Below are 18,975 nucleotides of genomic sequence, written 5' to 3'. Positions count from 1 at the left end.
GCGCGCATATTTCAGAGGGAAATTTTGGCGCACTGGTGTGCTTTGAAGCGTAGATTTCGACCATGCATTCAATGATCATAAAAACCCGGTTGCTGCCTTCCCGGGACGACTTCAGAGCGATCGTGGAGGCCTCCGCTAATCACGGGCGCATTTAGACGCATCTGATGATGCCAGCAGATGCGAAGAGTCATGCCAAATGATCACGCCCCACCCAAACCAACCTTCAGATGTCGGAGTGTTGGGGCAGTGCCTGAAAGAAAACAGCGCCCGGATCATGGCCGAATGCGCCGTGGCTTTTGAAGCAAGGGGGCAGGGGCATCAATCCATCTTGGATTCGATTCAAACGAATCTGCCGCTGCTGCTGGACGAATTGATGTTGGTGCTTCCTCACGTGATGACCGGGGAGGCACAAATGCCGCCAATCCGTGCGGCAGGGATGGAGTGCCGGACGGGGCATCGGCTTGATGTTGTCATCAAGGCGCTGGGCGGCATCACCGAGGTGGTGGTGCTGGAGCTTTTACGGTTGAAAGGATGCGTTGCAGACGCATCTCTGGACGAAGCCTGTCGAGAGGCGCGGCTTTTTTTTGACGTCAAGGTCGCGAATTACTGCCTGCACTTTGTGGCGGCGCAGGAGGCGGAGATTGCCTTGCACGCCAGCCAGCTCAAAGACGCGAACGAGAGACTGATGGCGGCATCAGAAATCTCCAGGGCGGCCGCTCATTCACGGGTGCTGCTTTTGCAGGGGGTGACCCATGAACTGCGCAACTCCCTGCAGTCTGTCTTGCTCAATGCAACATCTCTGGTGGAGGGGCCCAGAGACCCTGGAGTGAATGAGGTCATGGACAGGCTGGCAATGAACGGCACTCACTTGCAGAGGCTTCTCGACCGGCTGCAAAGCTATGCACCCCTGCTGGCGGGCGAATCTCCGGCCCAGAGTGATCGCGTGGATTTGGATTCCTTTCTGGAAGCGCTGGAACAGAGGCATCGCGCCTTGGCGAGGACAACGCAAACTCGGCTGACGTGCCAGAGGACCAGCGGGCCGGCGACGATCACAACAGACCTGAAGAAGCTCAATGCCATTGCCGACAATCTGGTGAGCAATGCCATTCGCGCAGCTCATACGGGGGATGTCCAAGTCGAAGTTTCAGGAGATGGGGCGGAGGGAATTCTGCTGAAGGTCACGGACAACGGAAATGGAATCAGCGTGGTGGAGGCACGACAGATGTTTTGTGTGATGCATCACGCTCCTGCTTCCCATTTTCCCGGGCTGAGGCTGGGGCTGCTCACCACACGGCATCTGGCGCATCTTCTGGGTGGCGAAATCACGTTTGAATCCGAGGTGGGGAAGGGGGCATCCTTTGGGGTGACACTGCCCAATCTTTCCGCTCGTCATTGATGGTGGCAGATCGGTAGAAGCCGGAATGGCACGGGCGAAGCCGATCCAGCGTACTTGGGCAGCAAGAGTCGGCCAACAAGGCCCGTATGTTGCTATGTGAAAACCATGCCCCCCATGATGCCTTTCAGCCGTCGCGATATGCTGCGCAACTCCTGCGCGGGATTTGGTTATCTGGCTCTACAGGGCGTGCTGGGGCTGGAATCTGCCAAGGCGGCGGTGATTGATCCGCTGGCACCGAAGCAGCCGCATTTTCCGGCTAAGGCCAAGCGGGTGATTTTTCTGCTGATGAAGGGCGGTCCCTCGCAGGTGGACACGTTTGATCCGAAGCCGATGCTGGACCGCGATCACGGCAAGCCGCCGCCCTTTGCGCTGCCGCGCGTGAAATTCGCCGAGACGGGCAATTTGCTGAAGTCGCCGTGGAAATTCCGCCAGTACGGCCAGAGCGGCCTGCCGGTGAGCGATCTCTTTCCGCATGTGGCGAAGCATGTGGATGACCTGTGCATCATCCGCTCCATGCACGGCACGAATCCGGCGCACGGCGGGGCTTTGCTGAAGCTGCACACGGGCAGCGATACCTTTGTGCGGCCGAGCCTTGGCTCATGGGTCAGCTACGGCCTGGGGACGGAGAATTCGGACCTGCCGTCCTTTGTGACGATCTGCCCGACGCTGGCGCATGGCGGTGTGAGCAACTGGAGCTCCGCCTTCCTGCCGGCCTACTGCCAGGGAACGCCGCTGGGCAATGCCAGCATCCCGGCGGAGCAGGCGGTGGTGAAGCACATTCACAACAAGATGCTCACACCCGAAATGCAGCGCGCGCAGCTGGATCTGGTGTCGCAGATGAATCAGTCGCATCTGGCCACGGCAGGGGCGAATGCGGCGCTGGAGGCGCGCATCAATTCCTTTGAGCTGGCCTACCGCATGCAATCGACGCTGCCGGAGCTGCAGGACATCTCCGGTGAGACGGAGGCCACGCGCAAGATGTATGGCCTCGACGATCCGGTGACGGCAAACTTTGGCCGCCAGTGCCTCATGGCGCGGCGTTTTGCCGAAAGCGGCGTGCGTTTTGTGCAGGTGACGCACAGCGACAGCTTTGTGCAGTGGGATCAGCACAGCGATCTTCTCAAAGGCCACACCAAGAACGCGGCCGAAGTCGACAAGCCCATCGCGGGACTGCTGGCAGATCTCAAATCACGCGGCCTGCTGGACGACACGCTGGTGGTCTGGGGCGGCGAGTTTGGCCGCACCCCGGTGGCGCAGGGCAGCGATGGCCGAGACCACAATCCGCACGGCTTCACCGTATGGCTGGCTGGTGGCGGCTGCAAACCCGGCACGGCCTACGGCGCGACGGACGACTACGGCTACTACGCCGCTGTGGACAAAGTGCACATTCACGACCTGCATGCCACGATCCTGCATCTGCTGGGGCTGGACCATTTGAAACTGACCTACCGCTACGCCGGACGTGATTTCCGGCTCACGGACATTGCTGGCGAGGTGGTGAAGGGCGTGATGGCGTAGGGTGGGGGCTGCTGGAAGTACGACAGATTGGCTTCGCCTGTTTGACTTCGTCTATCTCCGCTTCGCTCCGGTTCGCGAAGCCTCGGCTCTCTTGTCTGTCGGCCCAGCGTTCTGCCAAGACCAATCGCATGCAAGCCGACCTTCCATGCCGCTCCAGCGGGCTGGCGCTTTCCTCGGTCGGTTTGGAACTTGGGCACGCCAAGGGGATGGCGGTTGCGCTGATCGACAGACAGGAGTGTCTGTCGTACTTTTTACTGAATGAAGAAGAACTGGCGGGTGTTCAGGACGGTCCAGAGGACGTCGCCGCGGTCGGTGGTGTCGGCGTTGTCGGCGATGGGCTTGAGCAGTTCCTTTTCCTCGGGGGTGGCCTTGCGGCTGAGGAGGCTGAGATAGACGGTGTCGATGACGGCTTCGGAGCCTTCTTTTCTGGCCTTGTCCATCGCACGGGCGATGACGGTGTAGCGGTTCATGAGCTGGCTGAAGATCTTGCCGTTCAGCAGCATGAGCGCCTGGCTCACGCTGGCATCGTCGTTGGCGTTTTCGACGAGTTCGCGGTCGCTCTGGCCGAACTCGCGCAGGAAGTGGCCGTTGGGTGCAGGGCTGCGCAGATCGGCGGCGCGCAGCATGTAGGTGTCGCGGAAGTTTTCCCAAGCGACGAGGGAGGTCTTTTCATTTTTTTCGTCTACGGCAAAGCGTCCGGCGTCTGCCTCGAGGCGGGCTTTGGCCTGCTGGTTCAGCTTGGCGCGGCGCTGCCTGGCCAGAATGTCCAGGGCCTCATCCATGCCGAGGTCTTCACCGTCTTTTTTGAGCTTGATGGCTGCGGCCACTTCCTTGGCAAAATCTTCGTCCTTGGAAAATTCATCCAGCTTGCCTTCGCGGGCGAGTTCGGCAAAGCGCTTGAACCCGACGTCATAGACCACGGCGTCCACGGCTTCGTCGATGCGTTTGCGCTGGCTCTGGATGGCCTTGCGGGCGGCGCGGATGGCGGCTTCGTCCTTGGCCTTGGCGGCGGCATCCATGGTTTCCTGGGCGGCGCGCACTTCGGCGGCCAGCTCCTTCTGCTTTTGAGCGACTGCGATGGTACAGGCCTGGAGCTGCTGGGGAGTGAGGCTGTTCAGTGCGCGATCCAACCACTCGATGCGGCGCAGCGCGATCTCGCCATCGACCTTGGTGGCGATGCTGGGATTGTCCGCAGCGGGCTTGTAAAGGGCGACCATGCTGTCCCAGATCTGCTCGGCGCTCATGCGGCGGAGGAGGGGGCCGGGGAAATGGTACACCTCACCGAGTTCGACGTCCTTGGTGTAGGCTTCGCGCTGGTAGGCCTGCGAGTTCAGGATGGCGCGCAGAACGGCCTGCATGTCGTAATTGGCTGCCTTCATCGTTTCTTCGAGGAAGGTCATGAGCTGCGGATTGCTCGGCACGGTGCTGTCCGTGATCTCGTCAACGGGTTCGATGATGCCCTGACCCATGAGCTTTTTCCACAGGCGGTTGGTGATGACGGTGGTGAAGCGCGGGTTGTCCTTGCTTGTCATCCATGAGGCGTAGGAGGCGACGGGCTTCACTCCCTCCTTCACGATCTTGCCGTCCTTGCTGAAGGCGGCGGGGATGACGGGCTCGATCTTCTGCTTGGGTTTGGCGTCGGGGTACTGGTAGTCGTGCGGCAGCAGGAGGGGCTTTTTGTCCGTCTGATCCAGCACGGTGTTGTAACGCAGCGGGCGGAGGATTTCGGTCATGGCACGGCCGACGTCCTTGCGCTCGATGCCTGGAGGAAGATCAAATTTGGTAACGGCGCCACCGTATCGGTTGGCCTTGTTCTTGGCCGCGCCGCCGCCGCCGTAGATGGCTTGGGCGAGCAACGGATTGGTGATGCCGTTGCTGGCAGTCATGCCATGGGTGTGGGATGCCATCTGGTAGTAGTCCATCTGCGTCCATTTATCGAACGGATGGTTGTGGCACTGGGCGCAGACCATGCTGGTGCCCAGAAATATCTGGGTGGTCACCGCCATGTTATCCAACGGCATGTTGTAATCGCGGATGTAGAAACCGATGGCACCGTCTTCGTAGCTCTTGCCGCTGGCTGTGACGACTTCACGCACCATTTCATCGTAGGGCTTGTTGGCGCGCAGGCTGTCCTTGAGCCATTTGGAGTAGCCGTAGAAGGCGGGCAGGCTCTGGCCGCCGCCGACCATCTGGCTTTTCATGCGCAGGATGTCGGCCCAGTAGTTGTAGAAGTTCTGCACGTAGCCGTCACTGGCGAGGAGTTTGTCGATCAACTTCTCCCGTTTGTCGGCGTCGCTGCTTTTGAGGAACTCATTGGTCTCCTGCAGCGTGGGGATGCGGCCTGCGACATCAAGATAGACGCGGCGGACGAAGATTTCATCGCTGGCGGGCTTGTTGGGCTGGATTTTCTCCTTGGCGAGCTTGGCATTGACGAGTTCGTCAATCTTGGCGGCAGTGGCCTTCAGATCGGGGGCGGCATGGGCCACCAGGGCCGACGTGGCGAGCGATGCAATAACGGCACAGAGAGGATTCAGCTTCATGAACATACAGAGGGGGATGGCGCGATAACGCCCTGCTGGCAGGGGTCTTTCACATTCTGCGACATTCCCGCGTGCATTTGTCGGAGATTGGCGGATTTTAGCTTTGACAATCCATGGTCCTTTCCGACAGAATCACGCATTAATCTATGAAATTGCTCCTGCCCCTTGTTCTACTCTCCACACTCGCTTCCTGCACTGCTACGAGGAACGTCGTGAACAACCCGCGTCCTTCTTCAGTGCTGCCTTGCCGTGATGCGGGCCTCGTGAACAGAGGCCTCGGCTATGCAAGCCAGGGCGTCGGTCAGGTTGAAACCAGCACGATGGACATCGTCGATGACGGCAGCAATTTCGTCGGCAAGGTGAGCGATCGCCAGGCCCGTGACTATACCAACATCGGCGTGGATGCCGTGTATCGCACTGACGACATCGCTTTCCGTGAAACCAACCGCTACGCCGACTACGGCATGGACACCGTCGATGACGGAGCCAGCTTTGGTGCCCGCGCGATCCGCCGCTGGCCCGGGGTTGTCACCGGCGTGATGCAACGTGGCTTTGTTTCCACCAAGAAAGTGTACCAGAGCGCTCTCTACACCTACGGTGAAACCGTCAGCCGTGGCCTCTTTGGTGCTGTGGACGTCATCACTCCCCCTGAGCCCAAGTCCTACATGGTGGGCAGCCTGAACGATCTCAACGGTGGCTACCTCCTCCCCGGTTCTGGCCACCATTGCCGCCTGCCGCAGCTCCCCATGGAGCCTGAGCAGGAGCAGACCTACGGCAAGAATCCGAAGAATCCGGTCACTGCTTCCAAGTAATTTCATCTGATTTCTCCACGGGAGCGACTGCAAGGTCGCTCCCGTTTTTGTTTTTCAGCCTCATGCCGCTGCAAACCTTGTTTTTTGATGCGGCAGGCACGCTGATCCGGCCTGCCGAGCCGGTAGGGCTGACGTATGCGCAGCATGCGTTGCGGCATGGCATCGTGGCGGAGCCGGAGGCCATCATGCAGTCCTTCCGCTTGGCCTGGAAGGATACCGCACCACCGCTGCATGCAGTGGGGCAGCCGCCCGCAGATGATGACCGTGGCTGGTGGCATGCCTTGGTGAAAAATGTGTTTGGCCGGGTACTGGGGGCACCGCTGGCGGAAAACGTGCTGGATGGCCTGTTTGATGAGCTTTACCTGCACTACGCTCTGCCGCAGGCCTGGAGCGTGTTTGAGGACGTGGTGCCGGCGCTGGAGGATCTCTCGCGTGATCACCGGCTGCTGGTGCTGTCGAATTTCGACCGCCGGCTGCGCAGCATTCTGGCCGGGCATGAGCTGCTGCGCTTTTTTGAGCAGGTCATCATCTCCAGCGAGGTCGGTGCCGCCAAGCCGCATGCGCGGATGTTTGAGGCCGCGCTGGCCGCCGCAGGCTGCCATCCCCAGGAAGCGTTGCACATCGGCGATGACAAAAAGTGTGATCTGGGCGGGGCGCAGAGCCGCGGAATTCATGCTTTTCACGTGAAGCGACCTGAAAGCGGACTCGACGTGCTGGTGAAGAAAGTCCGCGCCGGGGCATATTCAGGCTTGCACTGAGCTGTCTTATGAATACATACCCGCCCCCGATTCGGGAATGCGCAGGTAGCTCAGCGGTAGAGCAGTTGGCTTTTAACCAATTGGTCGAGGGTTCGATCCCCTCCCTGCGTACCATTCATCACAATGCATCAAGCTGTGATGACTGGTGAAACTTAAGGCGTCGCGAAGCCGTTTACGGCTGCTCATGAAAAACGCTTTTGCTGCTGCGCACTTCCTGCTCTTCGCCTCCTTTGCATGGGCAGGTGACTGGAATCAATGGCGCGGGCCGGACCGCAACGGAGTTTCGCAGGACACGAGTCCGATTGCGGATGCTTTTCCCACGGAGGGGCTGAAAAAGGTCTGGGAGAGCGATTTCATCCCCAGCAATGAGTATGGTGGCCACGGCAGCCCGGTGGTCAGCGGGGAGAAGGTGTTTCTCAGCGTGGTGTGGCATGAGCGTGTGCCCTCTGAAACGCGTGAGATCGACACGGAGGTGATGCAGTCGCTGAACTATCGCGGCACTTCACCGGAACTCGCGAAGAAGCTGGAGGAAACCCGCCTCAACCTGCCTGCGCTGCGCGGCGCGAAGTTTGATGAATGGGTGATGCAGTGGCGCAAGGACAACCTGAACGAGAAAGAGGAGATCAACATCGGCACCTGGGTGGCCAGCCGGTTCAAGGCGGGAAAAAATGCTATCGCTCTGGAGTGGCTGGACAAGATGAACAGCCGCCAGGGCAAGCCGTTTGCCAGTGCGGCGGTGTTTAGCAAGTGGCTGGATGACGAAGGCTTCCCTGCGGACGTGAAGGAAAAGATGATCGCGCTGGTGCCGAACACGGTGAAGACCGCGCAGGATGTGATCCTCTGCCTGGATCTGGCCACCGGGAAACAGATTTGGAAATACACGCAGCCGGGCAAGCCCAGCGGCCGCCAGTCCTCCAGCACCTGTGCGGTGGTGGATGGCAAGGTCTATGCAGCGTGCAGCTCGGAACTGCTCTGTGTGAACGAGGCCGACGGCAAGCTTGTGTGGTCGGCACCGCTTTCCGTCAAAGGGCCAGCGGCATCACCGCTCGTGATGGGGGATCGCGTTTACATGGCCACGGGTGCGACTTGCGCCTTTTCGAAAGCGGATGGAAAGCTGCTGTGGGAGCAGAAAGAGGCGAAGGGATTGATCGCCAGCCCCACGTGGTGGGCGCCGAGCAGCGGCAAGCCCGTGCTCGTCATCAATGGCAACAACGCGCTCTACGGTCTCGATCCGGAAACAGGAAGCGTGAAATGGAAGGCCGAAGGCGGTAGCCAGAGCACCCCGGTGAGCAGCGGCGACTGGCTGGTGCTTTACAGCGGCACGGAAGGCGTGGGCCTGCGAGCGTACAAAATGCAGGCGGATGGCACGCCGAAGACTGCGTGGTCTCACTTCTGGGTGACGCGTCGCTACGCGGGCAGTCCGATCATTTACGAAGGCAGCGTCTACCTCTGCTGCGGTGAAAAGCATCAGTGCATCGACCTTGAAACGGGTGCGGAGAAGTGGGTGGTGAATGAGATCAACAGCACCATCACCTCCCCGCTGCTCGCTGACGGCAAGCTGCTGGTTTATGAAAACAACGGCACGCATGTGCGCATGGTGAAGGCCACCAATGCCGCCTACGAACAACTGGGCCGTGCCAAGACGGATGCCATGGGCTGCTCTTCACCCGCCATCGCGAATGGCAGGCTGATCGTGCGGCAGAAAGACAAGCTGGTGTGCTTTGACCTGCGGCCGGTGAAGTGAGACGACTTGCTGGCTGAGGTGGCGCGGGATGTCTTCTCCGCCGCCCGAACCTCCTCCATCAAAGCGGAGCGGGGGAGGTGCCTTTGGGACTGAAGGTGATGATGTAGTGCTCGGGATACACGTCGAAGCCGTATTCAAGGCCTGCCTCAAGGACCAGCACTTTGATGGCGCGGAAGGTTTCAAATGAATCGGGATAGACGCACAGGCTGACGTAAACACCTCCCCGCTTGTAGCTGGCCAGGAGTCTGCGCAACGTTGCAAGGTCCGTCATGGGGATGCCTTCGGATTTCTTGGGGATGGCTTCGTAGTCTTCCGGGCCCTTCATGACACGTGTGATGCCGGAATAATTGGCGCCCGAGGAGTCCTGCAGCGGATACACCGCACCGTACTTCAAGATGATGTTCGTGGCCGATTTGGTGATCTGCCGCTCTTTGGGGAAGCGCACATGCTCGATGCGTTTTTCATCTTCGGCGGTGATCTTGCTGCGAAGGCTTTGGATTTGGGCGGCGAGGTCGCGCGCCTTTTTGTCCGCCGCATCCTTTCTGGCCTTGGCATCCGCGAGGCGCTGGTCGAGGGCCTTGACCTCGGAGCGGAGCACCGTGAGGTCTCCCACCGGATCTTTGGAGACAGTGGTGTCGGAATTCGTCGGCTGTAGTTTTCTCAGCCGGTCCAGGGTGGCCTGAAGTTCGTTGCGCTCGCTGATCAGGGTCTGCAACTCGTCCTGCCCCTTGGTCTTCTTTTTTTCGCTGATCTTTAGGAGTCCCGCGAGTTCGTTTTTGGCGGCTTCGATCCGCTCTGCCAGCAGCCGGCCCTCGGTGCCTGAGTTGCCGCTGGGGTCGCCCGGAATGGGAGTCTTTTGATTGGTCAGAAGCGCCAGCAGGCAGGAGATGAGGATGATGCCGCCAAAGACATTGCACAGGGTGTCGAGCAGCAGGTCGAGGCTCTCTTCGGATTTGGGGCGCAGTTTTCTCATGGCCGGTTACTTGGTTGTCACAGCAGGCTCCAGCTGGATATGTTCGGGGATGAGATCATAGCCGATTTCATAACCTGCGCCCCGAGTCCGCCGGGTGACTTCGTCGAACTGCAGCGCGCCCGAGGGTTTGAAGTAAAGCACGATGTAATGCTGTGCTGATGGGAAGGCGGTCAAAGTCTGCATCAGCTCCTCCAGCGAGCTGGCGGACTTCGATTTTGAGCCGTCAAAAAGCTGGATGCGAAAGCCGGTCTTATCGACCACGACGAGTACGGGATCTTTGTTGGTGGTGCTCTTTTCCGGAATCAGGCGCAGGACGTTCTGCTGGTCATAGCTCATCTGCAGAAGGCTCTGGATTTTTTTGACCTCGCTCTCCAGCGCGGCCAGCTCAGACTCCGCCTTCGCAGCCTTCTCCGTGGTTTCAGGAAGGAGTTTTTTGAGTGATTCGATGAGGGTCAGCAGCTTCTGCTTTTCAATGCGCACCTCCCTTTGAAGGGGGGACTCCTCGGTGGTCTTCTGGGTGGCATCCGGCTGCGTGGAGGGAGTGAGCCGCTCAATGGAGCGCTTCAATTCCTCGATCATGCGTCTGATGGTTTCCTCCGTTTCGTTCGGGCTCAGTTCGGCCATGACGCCCTTCTGCTTGAGCTTCATGATTTCAGCGAGCGTGTCTTTGAGGGTGACAGCCAGAGCCGCATGGGGATCTGTGTTGCTGCTGACACCGATGACCTCGTCGAGATTGAGCGCGAGAAAAATGGTGATGATGACAAGAAAGCCGGTGGTGCCCGTGATCACGTCCTGGAACGCGAAGAAGCTCACGGTGCTGCCATGGGATTTTTGGAACCGGCCTCTCATGCGGGTGGTTGATCAGGTTTCCTGCAAACGGAGTTTTCCAGCGACCTGCCTGCTGCAGACGTCATTGCAGTTGTCCAGGAATTGAGATTCCAGGGACTGCATGAAACTGACGATGAGCTGAAGGATGAATGCGCAGACTAGCGCGACGAGGGTCGTTTCAAAGGCGGTGGCGAGTCCGCCGGTAACCGTCTTCAAAGAGGCGCGAATGGCCGTGAGATCACCGCCTGCCTGAAGGGTGTCCGTGAAGGCACCGATGGCCTGGCTCAGGCCGAGGACGGTGCCGATGAAACCAAGGACCGGAATGCCCCACATGAAGCCCTGAATGATCCCATAGCTGGAGGCGATCTGGGCTTCGTCGTTTTCCGCCTGCACCTTGAGGATGGCAGCCACATCGGCGGTGTGGCCGATATTGTGGAGATTGGCGAGTGCGAGATCGATGCGGTTGAAGAGGACGAAGTTGTGCGGGTTGTCCACCAGCGTGCTCATGCGCTCGCGCACCTCGCGGGCGGTGGCGGAGGTCAGCACAAATTCAGGCTCCTGCGGCATGAGGGGTAGACCGAAGACCCTGCGCTGGAAGACCAGCTTGCGCCATTTGAGCAGCAGCAAAGCCAGCGCCCAGAAGAAGAGCAGCATGGTGGGGTAGGGGCAGGGGCCGCGCTCCAGAAACATGGCCGCGAACCACCGCGTCTGCGGCCATTTCTGCTGCACCAGAATGATGGCGGTGTAAAAGGCGGCGGTCAGCAGCAGGGCGATGATCAAAGACAAAGTATTGCCCGGACTGGTGAAGCGCCCGCCGCGAAAACCGAGCCTGCGCTCAATGTCTGAGCGTGACCAGTCGAGGACTTTTTTCGGGTCTTGGAAGGGATTGCCGGAGATGGGGGCCGGGCTGGAGGGCGGAACCTGGGGGGGGCTCATGGATCTGTGAATTTGTGGTAGGACGTGGCTGGAGAGTTCATTGCTCCGACGCGATCGGTTTGATGCCGAGGTTGCGGGCCTCTTTGATGGAGATGAGCCGGTATTTTGAACTGCCCCCCCCCTGCAAATTGAGGACGCAGCCCTGAATCCTGCCACTGCCCTCGTTCATAGCCTCCACGAAGGTGCTGACGGAGGCCTGGATTTCTTTGGACTGTTCCGCATCGGAGAGAAACTCCAGCTTCTCTACATTGGTGATGTTGTCGCGGCCCAGCATCGTGGTCTCCAGGCCGGTGGGAAGGGCCGCGCTGTCCTCTATCTCATTGAAGGCGAGAAAGCAGTGGCCGGGGACTAGCACGAGGTAGGACTGAATGCCGATCTTTTGCAGCACAGAGGCCATGAGAACCGTGCCGTCCACACAGTTGGCCGAGCGGTTATCAATGGACTCATCCAAGAAACGCACGCTTTGGCAGAACATGCGGTCTCCGGGCGGCGTGTTGGTAACGTTGCTGTATTTGATACCACGGCGCTGGAGGGCGTTCCAGATCGCAAACACCTGCCTCTTAACCTGCATCCTGATCTCTTCTGGCTTCTCGGAATCGCCCTGATAACCGTTGAAACTCTTCACCAAGCCGGTGTCTTGCGCCTCTTTGAGGATTTTCTGAATCTGCGGGTGGCCCTCATTGACGTAGGCGGCGAAGAGGAAGGAGAGGTTTGTTTCTCCTTTGCCATCCGCATTCAGCAGCACCAGGGGACAGTCGTTGATAGATCTCATCGTGTAGGTTTCTGTCACTTCCGGCAGCGGCTTGCCATCGACTGAGGCGGTGAAGCTGACATTGACGGGCCGCTGCTGGCGGACCTTCTGCAGTGCCGCGTAATCCCAGATGAGCTTGGGCATGATCATGGCCGCGCCGTCCTCGCTTACCGATGTGATCTCCCCCTCCCATTTGGAGGGTTTTGTGAAGCCGTCCACGGTGATCGCCACGCTGACATGGGCGTCCTTTTTCACCCCTTCCAGTACCAGGCCCAGCCAGCTGCCCTCATTGCCGAAGATGGCCGGGTCGAAACTGTTCAGCTCTTGGTTGTTCCATTGCACGTCATAGGTGGAGACGAGCGCACTGGGGAAGAACTCTTTCCCGGCGCGGGAGTAGGGGAGGATTTTCAAGACCCTCGCTTTGGCCTCTCCCTTGCCCTCGCTGCCAGCACTGGTGCTTGTTGAGGAGGTGTTCGTTGTGGTCTTGGAACTGCGGTTGCCGGAAAAACTGCTGGCGATGAAATACACGAACACGACGCCGAGCAGCAGGCAGGTGGTGGAAGAGAGGATGATGGCTGGCCAGAACCAGACGGGCTTTGCCGCCTTGTGACCTGCGGGCAGCTGCAGAGATGAAGGGACGGCCTTGCCCATGGGCGGCGGTGGAGGTGCGGCTGAGTGCAAATCCGGCCGTGGCAGGGGATCGCCGGCGAGCTGCGGCACTGGAGGCGGCGGGAGATTCCTCACAGGGGGCGGAGCAAGCAGGGGGCGCCGCTGCTCCACGAAGTCCCGCAGCACGAGCCGTCTGCCGTTCACCTGGATCTTGTACAAGGTGTGCAAATCACCCGAGACGAGTCCGGCCTCAATGTCTTCATAGGTGAGGCCGGACTTCACAGTGCCGCGCCATTCCAGAGAATAGGTTGTGTTGCTCATATCAGGGGTTGGTTAGGAAGAGGGATTCAGCAGGGAGCGGCTTGAGATCGACTCCGGTGGAGGAAAGAGCTTCTTGATACTGCTGCAGCAGTGCGCGCCGGTCGGCGGTCACGAAGAACACCGGGCTGAGAGGAACGGAGGCGGAGGCCACGATCGCTTTGGGCGCATCTGACGCGGCTTTTCCAGCAGCAGGGTTGGGCACGAGGAGCGGCTTGCCGTTCTCCCTGCTGATCATCCAAAGCTCACCCGCGCTGCGTCCCTGGGAGTTGAGGACAAGAGACAGATCGGTCTCCACATAACCGGCAAACTTCAATCCGGCGCTGGTGGCGGCGCGCAGGTAGTTCCGGTGGGCGAGCGCCTCCCGCAGATAGGCGCGTGATTTCAAAGGTTTGAAAAAGGCGGTGAGCGGCGTGAGCCATTTTCCCTGCATTTCCGGCACGAGCCAGTCTTCGCTGCGCAGTGGCGTGGTGCCGAGCGTTCGATGCAAATCCCGCAGATCCTGCTGCAAGGACGGGCAGTGCACCAATCCCCATTCACGCGGCCTCAGGTGCATCATGTCTTCAAGCTTGAGCAGGACGTAGGCTTTGGCGATGGGGCTGCCACGGGTGTCCAGCACCAGCTTGTCACAGACTTCCAGCAGCGGCTTGAGCACGTGCTCTCCTTTTTCGTCACTGATGCGTCCGATATCCAAGGAGTTCATGAACTCGCTGGTCTGACTCAGGCGGGTGGTGGCAATGGCATCCCCCTGGTATTCACCCACCTCTCCTGCGCGGGTGAAGCTGTGCTGGATAAACATCACCGACGTTTGTGTCGGGTCGGGCTCGTAGAATTTGGCGCTCCAGCGGCTGGAGCCACCAATGATCGTCGCTTCAGGTTTGCCCATGGACCAGATGGTGCCGCCGCTTTTTTTGCTGGAATAATGGATCACGCTGCTCTCGAAAATGTTGTTTAAATATTCGTTGTGCAGAAGGGAGAGGATCATTTTCAGCTCCGCTTCGAGCAGTGTGTCGGGCGCCATGTAGTACCTGGACTTGTCATCGAGAACAGCCTGGAGCAGGTCCTTGTCTCCACCGGTGAAGAGGGCGGCCTGAAAGGCTTTTTCGGTCGGCAGGGTGTCCAGCATTTTGAGGGAGGGCGCAGCCTCGGCAAACTTGACGGTCTGCCACTTGGTGATGGCCTTGCGGTAGTCGTCCAGTGAAGCCGCGCCGGCGGTTTCTTTGCGGATGGCGGCGAAGGTGCGCAGATCATCCTGGTAGGTGGTCAGCCGCTGGCGCAGGGCGCGAATCCGCGTCTCCAGATCCGCCGGGAAGGCCAGCGCCGGCACCTCGGGCTTGAGGAGGGCTTCGAGGGGCAGCAGCTCCTTGTCGATGGCCGTGCAACTGGTGCTGACATTGGCTGCGAGCTTCTCGTGCGAAAGCTCGGCGGTGCTGCGCTTTTCCAGCTTGGCCAGGGTGGTGGAGGTGCTGGCGACAAATTTTTTCAGGACCGTCGCGAGGTGAAGATCCGCCTTGGTCTTCAATACTGCGAGGCGGTTTTTCGGCTCGGCAGCCACATCGCCCCCCAGTTGTTTCACCAAGGCCTCGGCATCGCTGAGCTGCCTGACGAGTTGCGTGGCGGTCAGTTTGCTCTGCTCACCCTGGAATGAATTTTCCAGTGCCAGCAGCGCTTCGGCGGCCTGCTTGCCGGTGACACGGGATTTGGCGGCCCATGCACTGACTTCTTCAATCCGGGCCTGCAGGTAGGGCCAGCGCAGCAGCAGTTCCTCTTCGCCGCGCAGTTTCTTGATCAGATTTTCTGCGGCGCTGTAGTTTTCTTTGGCCTGATACGAGGCGAGCTCCTGCGTGAGCGTCCAGGCCTTCCAGGCATGCAGGCTGATGGCGGACACGCCGCAGAGCAGCACCAATGCGGCAGCGGCCAGCGCGATGTTGCCCACACGTTTGGTTCGCTGCATGCGCTCCAGCTTGTGGCGCAATTCCTGGCCTGCGGTGCGCAGGCGCTGCAACGAGTCAGCGGCCACCGGGAGCTGATAGCCTTCCAGCTCCTTCCAGCGTTTGATGAAGCTTTCATCCTTGCTGGCAATCTCCTCAAACGTGACGCCCGCCCCCGTGAGCAGGCGGGTTTCCACCTCCCCCACAAAGGAGAGAAAGCTCTTGAGCGTGAGGTCAAAGCTGCGCTGCTTTTCATCGGCAGCCCTTTCCTTTTGATGGAATTGCGTCAGGTCCGCCAGGGTGGCTTTTTGCACCGCATCGGCGGGCGTGAAGCCGTGCTCCTTGAACATGGCGTTGACGACGCTCAGCATCTGCCCCACCTGCTGCCATCTGCCTTCGGCCTTGAGCCGCTGCATGGTGCTTAGCATGTCGGGCACGCGGGCCTCGGCCTGCCTGCGGCGGAGCGCCTGACGGATGTTCTCCCCCTGCTCATAGACATCCAGGCGTTCCAGCTTGGATGGTGGAGCGGCGGCCTTGATGTCCTCCGTGAGCGTGGCGATGTGTTCTTCGTCATCTGTCTTCAGCGCCTCGCGCAGCAGATCGATTTTTTCCTGCAGGGCCTTGTTCTCCAGCCGCTGGAGTTCCTTGCGGGCGTTGTCGTCCTGCGGGTTGAGCTTGAGGATGGTTTTGACGATACGCAGCGACCTCGCGTCATCGCGTGAGAGCACCGCCGCGCGAAAGTCTTTGTAAAGCGGATGATTGGCGGAGATGCCCCGGGAATAAAGTGACTCAAGATCCTGAATGATGCGGAGGTCCACGCGCGCGGCCACCTTCAGCCCGCGTGCTTCACAATAGATCTGCCAGTTCTTTTCTTCGCCGAAACTCACGGCTGCGGCGAGATCCAGCAGGGGAGGATCTTCCTCGGCCACCTGCAGGGCCTGGTAGTCACTGCCTTTTTGCAGCATGGCTGCCACAAGGTCCAGCCGACGCTCCACGTCCGAGCAAAACTGCGCGTAGATGATGGCGGCATCTTCGACGGCGGATGGTGGCACCTCCTCTTTGAGGGCGGCGCGGATGGCCTCGATGGCTTGAGTGAGAGGTTTCACGGGTTGATTGGCTTGGATTGGGAATGACCAGAGGGCAGAACCACTTTGAGTTTACAAAGCTCGATCTTGTTCGGCTGTTCCAGCGCCAGGATGAAATTCCCCGGCAGGAGATCAAAAGGCGGGGGAGCATTCCCATTGAGGTTTTGCAACTTTGTCTGTAATTCTTGCAGTTTGAGTTCCTTGGCAGCTTTGCCTTTTTCAGAGCGCTCTTTCCTCTCTGCCTTTTGAGCAGGCGACACCGTGCTCTTCTCATTCTCCGCCAGGTCGGCAACGTCCTTTTCAATTCCAGCTTCGAGTTCTTTGATCTCTTTCTCGATTTCTCTCACATTTAGCATGGAGCCGGTTTGAATGATGGGGGGGATGACTTGGAATGCAGAATTTCCCGTGGATTTCAGTGTGAAAAACTTCTTCTGGTTCGCGGGGCCGTCATGCCTCAAGACATAGCCCACTTCCTGCTGCCCCACGATGTGCAACCGGCTGAGGAAACCTACGGGCAGGGTTAGTGTTACGGTGGCGGCATTGATCACCGTGGCTTCAATAGCCTGTGTCAGCATCGGGCGGGAAGAGGCGCTGCTGATTGGGATCAGTCGCAGATCAAACAGCACCTGTAATCCGTCCTCGCTGCGTGCTACGATCCTGATGCCGTCGGGTGATTTGCGAAGTTCTTCAGGGATGGCGGTCAGCACACCGTCCTTGGAGAATACGATCAGGTCAGTCAGTTTTTGCACGATTGAGGGACCGAACTTGAGCTTCTCACTGCCATCTGAACTGGCTCCCAACCACTTCTTCAATTCGCCCTCTTTGGGCTCGGTTTTTCCATCAGGAGGCGAATGCGATGCCCAAGCGCTGCCGACAAACAACTGCATGTCGTCAGAGACCTTCAGTCCGGCGATTTTGCCTGCCGGATCTTCGTTGGGCTGAAGCAGGCAAAGAAAGATTGGATTGGTGGCGGAGATCGCATCTGCATCATCGATGATGACCACCGGTTTTGGCACCACTTGAGTGCGCGGTTCGTCAGGCTTGACCGCCATCTTGGGTTCGTTTTTCTTGTCAGGCAGCTGCTTCACCCCTGCAGCCTTTTCGCGCAGCCATTCTGGCAGTGAATGGTTGGAGGCGGCAGTTTGCGCTGTGGCTTGGGACTGGGGGCCTGCATCGTCCAGTGCTGCCCAAAGCTTCAGCCATTGTTGCACTTCGAGAACGGTGCTGTTCTTCGGGTCTCCGGGGAGTTTAAACACTTCCTCCCAATGAGCGCGGGTGTCGCGTGCAGGCTCCGACTGACGTAGCACTTCCCGGGCTGCGTTCTTCAGGGATTGAACCAGTTCTTCGCCGGGTGGCGGAATCTCTTTCAGGCTCAGAGAATGGGAGAGCTGTTTCCACGTGGCGTTGCGTGAGTCCTGCCATTTGCGATAGGCCTCCAAAATGTCCAATGCCGTCACCGTGGTCTGGCCTGATTGCAGCTTCGTCCAGGGTTTCACATGCAGTTCCGCCCATTCCTCCAGCAGCTTTTTGAGATCTTCGAGATCGTCCGCAGTATGTGCGGGAAGGGGAAGTTCGATGGAAGTGCCCGGCTGCTTCAGCACCTGCTTCATGCTGCGGAAAAAGTCTTCGTGTGACTTCAGCAGAGCCGTTCCTTCTTCAATGTCGGGCTGTTCTTCGAGCAGCTTGCGCGTGTCGTTGAGGACGAGCTGATGGTTTTTCCAGGTGGCGGCGATTTTTTGCTCATAGTCCGCACGCGCCTGCTCCTTCAGGTTGTTCTGCCGCAGCAAGGCCCCCACCACGACAACGGTCATCACGGCGGCAATGATGAGCGAGATGCCGATGAAGCTCTTGTTTGATTTTGCAGCTTTGCGGCGTGGCTCAGGCGACCAGGCACCCATGGGGCTGACGGGGGCTGACGCGGCATCTGACGAACGCATGGGTTCATAGACCGGCACCTGCTCGGAGTGCGCGGGCTCAGGCACCGCCGTGGTCGCGGGTTCAGATGAAGGCTGGGCAACCTCAGGTGGCGGCGGTGCCGGCAGGGTGTCAGGGCGGGTGAGATCAAGAACGAGGCGGTTGGTGGTCTCCACCTGTCCGCGCATGGGGGAGGAAGATGAGAGCGCGATCCAGCGGAAGTCCGTCACATCGTCATTGGGCTCCAGGCAGGTGGTGAAGCGGGTCTGCCAGGCATGTGCGGACTCCACCTGCAGCGACTCGCGGAAAAGCTCCAGCACATTGATGCCAGAAGGTGTGATGAGATAGCATCCCCTCTGTGCCTCACGGGACCAGAGGATGCCGGCGGTGGCGGGATTGCCGGTGACGGAGGCCCAGGCGTGGGACGCCGCAGGGGTGAAGGACGACAGGTTCACCTCCTCGGATGGATCCAGGTAGCGCGGGCCTTCGTTCCATGACGTGCGCCATGCCATGGAGAGCAGCACATCCGCCGGTGTCAGCCCTGCGGCGGAGAGGGCGCGAATCTCCCGAGGTTCGGCGATGAGGTGATGGGCGATGTGATTGGTGCGGCCCGTGTAGTCCGAACCGGCGTCCTGCAGACAACTCAGCACATGATAGGTGCCCGAACCCACGGTCAGGATGCGGTGGGCGTGTACGACGCGCCGGGGATCGTGACCCGGCAGACGGGCAAACTGGCTGAAGCGTTCCACAGCGGACGCGAGCATGCCACTGACGGCACGATGTCTGGCCACGGTGCCGAATCCGGTGCGGCCTGCTTCGATCAGGCGTGGGGCGCTGGTGTAGATGAGCTGCCAGGCCATGA

12 protein-coding genes and 1 tRNA gene are annotated in these 18,975 nt (G+C 59.6%); 6 read left to right on the top strand and 7 right to left on the bottom strand.

The genetic code is table 11. The features are described from left to right. The first annotated feature begins 412 nt into the window (after positions 1-412). The gene (locus tag AC24GY_RS09095; protein ID WP_487682162.1) at positions 413-1,396 is read left to right on the top strand and encodes a sensor histidine kinase; all 984 of its coding nucleotides are present in this window, start codon (positions 413-415) and stop codon (positions 1,394-1,396) included. 117 nt (positions 1,397-1,513) lie between these two features. Then, on the top strand, positions 1,514-2,914 hold the full coding sequence (locus AC24GY_RS09090) for a DUF1501 domain-containing protein (protein ID WP_487682364.1): 1,401 nt from the start codon (positions 1,514-1,516) through the stop codon (positions 2,912-2,914). Positions 2,915-3,165: 251 nt separating this feature from the next. Here the strand turns inward: AC24GY_RS09090 and AC24GY_RS09085 are convergent, their stop codons facing one another. Then, positions 3,166-5,454, bottom strand: coding sequence for a DUF1549 domain-containing protein (locus AC24GY_RS09085; protein ID WP_487682160.1), 2,289 nt, complete (start codon positions 5,452-5,454; stop codon positions 3,166-3,168). 263 nt (positions 5,455-5,717) lie between these two features. Between AC24GY_RS09085 and AC24GY_RS09080 the strand changes: the two genes are divergently transcribed. The 4 genes from AC24GY_RS09080 to AC24GY_RS09065 all read left to right on the top strand — a co-directional run bounded on the left by AC24GY_RS09080 (position 5,718) and on the right by AC24GY_RS09065 (position 8,768). After that, positions 5,718-6,266, top strand: coding sequence for a hypothetical protein (locus AC24GY_RS09080; RefSeq protein ID WP_487682158.1), 549 nt, complete (start codon positions 5,718-5,720; stop codon positions 6,264-6,266). A gap of 47 nt (positions 6,267-6,313) precedes the next feature. Further along, a complete protein-coding gene (locus tag AC24GY_RS09075) occupies positions 6,314-7,024 on the top strand; it encodes an HAD-IA family hydrolase (RefSeq protein WP_487682156.1) in 711 nt (236 codons plus the stop codon). Between the two features lie 39 nt (positions 7,025-7,063). Then, positions 7,064-7,138: transfer RNA gene (locus AC24GY_RS09070), tRNA-Lys, on the top strand. A gap of 70 nt (positions 7,139-7,208) precedes the next feature. Next, a complete protein-coding gene (locus tag AC24GY_RS09065; RefSeq protein ID WP_487682154.1) occupies positions 7,209-8,768 on the top strand; it encodes a PQQ-binding-like beta-propeller repeat protein in 1,560 nt (519 codons plus the stop codon). Between the two features lie 58 nt (positions 8,769-8,826). On the opposite strand, the gene AC24GY_RS09060 is transcribed toward AC24GY_RS09065, so the two are convergent. The 6 genes from AC24GY_RS09060 to AC24GY_RS09035 are packed head-to-tail and all read right to left on the bottom strand — an operon-like array spanning position 8,827 to position 18,973. Further along, a complete protein-coding gene (locus AC24GY_RS09060) occupies positions 8,827-9,741 on the bottom strand; it encodes a hypothetical protein (RefSeq protein WP_487682152.1) in 915 nt (304 codons plus the stop codon). A gap of 6 nt (positions 9,742-9,747) precedes the next feature. After that, positions 9,748-10,590: a hypothetical protein gene (locus AC24GY_RS09055; protein WP_487682150.1), complete on the bottom strand. Its 843-nt coding sequence runs from the start codon at positions 10,588-10,590 to the stop codon at positions 9,748-9,750. A gap of 12 nt (positions 10,591-10,602) precedes the next feature. Further along, positions 10,603-11,505: a MotA/TolQ/ExbB proton channel family protein gene (locus tag AC24GY_RS09050; RefSeq protein ID WP_487682148.1), complete on the bottom strand. Its 903-nt coding sequence runs from the start codon at positions 11,503-11,505 to the stop codon at positions 10,603-10,605. Positions 11,506-11,542: 37 nt separating this feature from the next. After that, complete coding sequence (locus AC24GY_RS09045) at positions 11,543-13,186, bottom strand: hypothetical protein (RefSeq protein ID WP_487682147.1); 1,644 nt, start codon at positions 13,184-13,186, stop codon at positions 11,543-11,545. Between the two features lies 1 nt (position 13,187). Then, on the bottom strand, positions 13,188-16,220 hold the full coding sequence (locus AC24GY_RS09040) for a hypothetical protein (protein ID WP_487682145.1): 3,033 nt from the start codon (positions 16,218-16,220) through the stop codon (positions 13,188-13,190). After that, positions 16,217-18,973, bottom strand: a complete 2,757-nt coding sequence (locus AC24GY_RS09035; protein WP_487682143.1) for a GAP1-N2 domain-containing protein — start codon at positions 18,971-18,973, stop codon at positions 16,217-16,219. The genes AC24GY_RS09040 and AC24GY_RS09035 overlap by 4 nt, the downstream gene beginning before the upstream one ends. Positions 18,974-18,975: the final 2 nt, after the last annotated feature.

Source organism: Prosthecobacter sp. Pr1 (assembly GCF_057652315.1).
The sequence above is the reverse complement of the archived record's forward strand: the minus strand, read 5'-3'. Positions and strand labels throughout refer to the sequence as shown.

Coding starts and splice junctions, on each gene's coding strand:
- AC24GY_RS09090 (WP_487682364.1), top strand. CDS start 1,514: ATGCCTTTCAGCCGTCGCGATATGCTGCGCAACTCCTGCGCGGGATTT.
- AC24GY_RS09095 (WP_487682162.1), top strand. CDS start 413: ATGCCGCCAATCCGTGCGGCAGGGATGGAGTGCCGGACGGGGCATCGG.
- AC24GY_RS09085 (WP_487682160.1), bottom strand. CDS start 5,454: ATGAAGCTGAATCCTCTCTGTGCCGTTATTGCATCGCTCGCCACGTCG.
- AC24GY_RS09055 (WP_487682150.1), bottom strand. CDS start 10,590: ATGAGAGGCCGGTTCCAAAAATCCCATGGCAGCACCGTGAGCTTCTTC.
- AC24GY_RS09050 (WP_487682148.1), bottom strand. CDS start 11,505: ATGAGCCCCCCCCAGGTTCCGCCCTCCAGCCCGGCCCCCATCTCCGGC.
- AC24GY_RS09045 (WP_487682147.1), bottom strand. CDS start 13,186: ATGAGCAACACAACCTATTCTCTGGAATGGCGCGGCACTGTGAAGTCC.
- AC24GY_RS09065 (WP_487682154.1), top strand. CDS start 7,209: ATGAAAAACGCTTTTGCTGCTGCGCACTTCCTGCTCTTCGCCTCCTTT.
- AC24GY_RS09035 (WP_487682143.1), bottom strand. CDS start 18,973: ATGGCCTGGCAGCTCATCTACACCAGCGCCCCACGCCTGATCGAAGCA.
- AC24GY_RS09060 (WP_487682152.1), bottom strand. CDS start 9,741: ATGAGAAAACTGCGCCCCAAATCCGAAGAGAGCCTCGACCTGCTGCTC.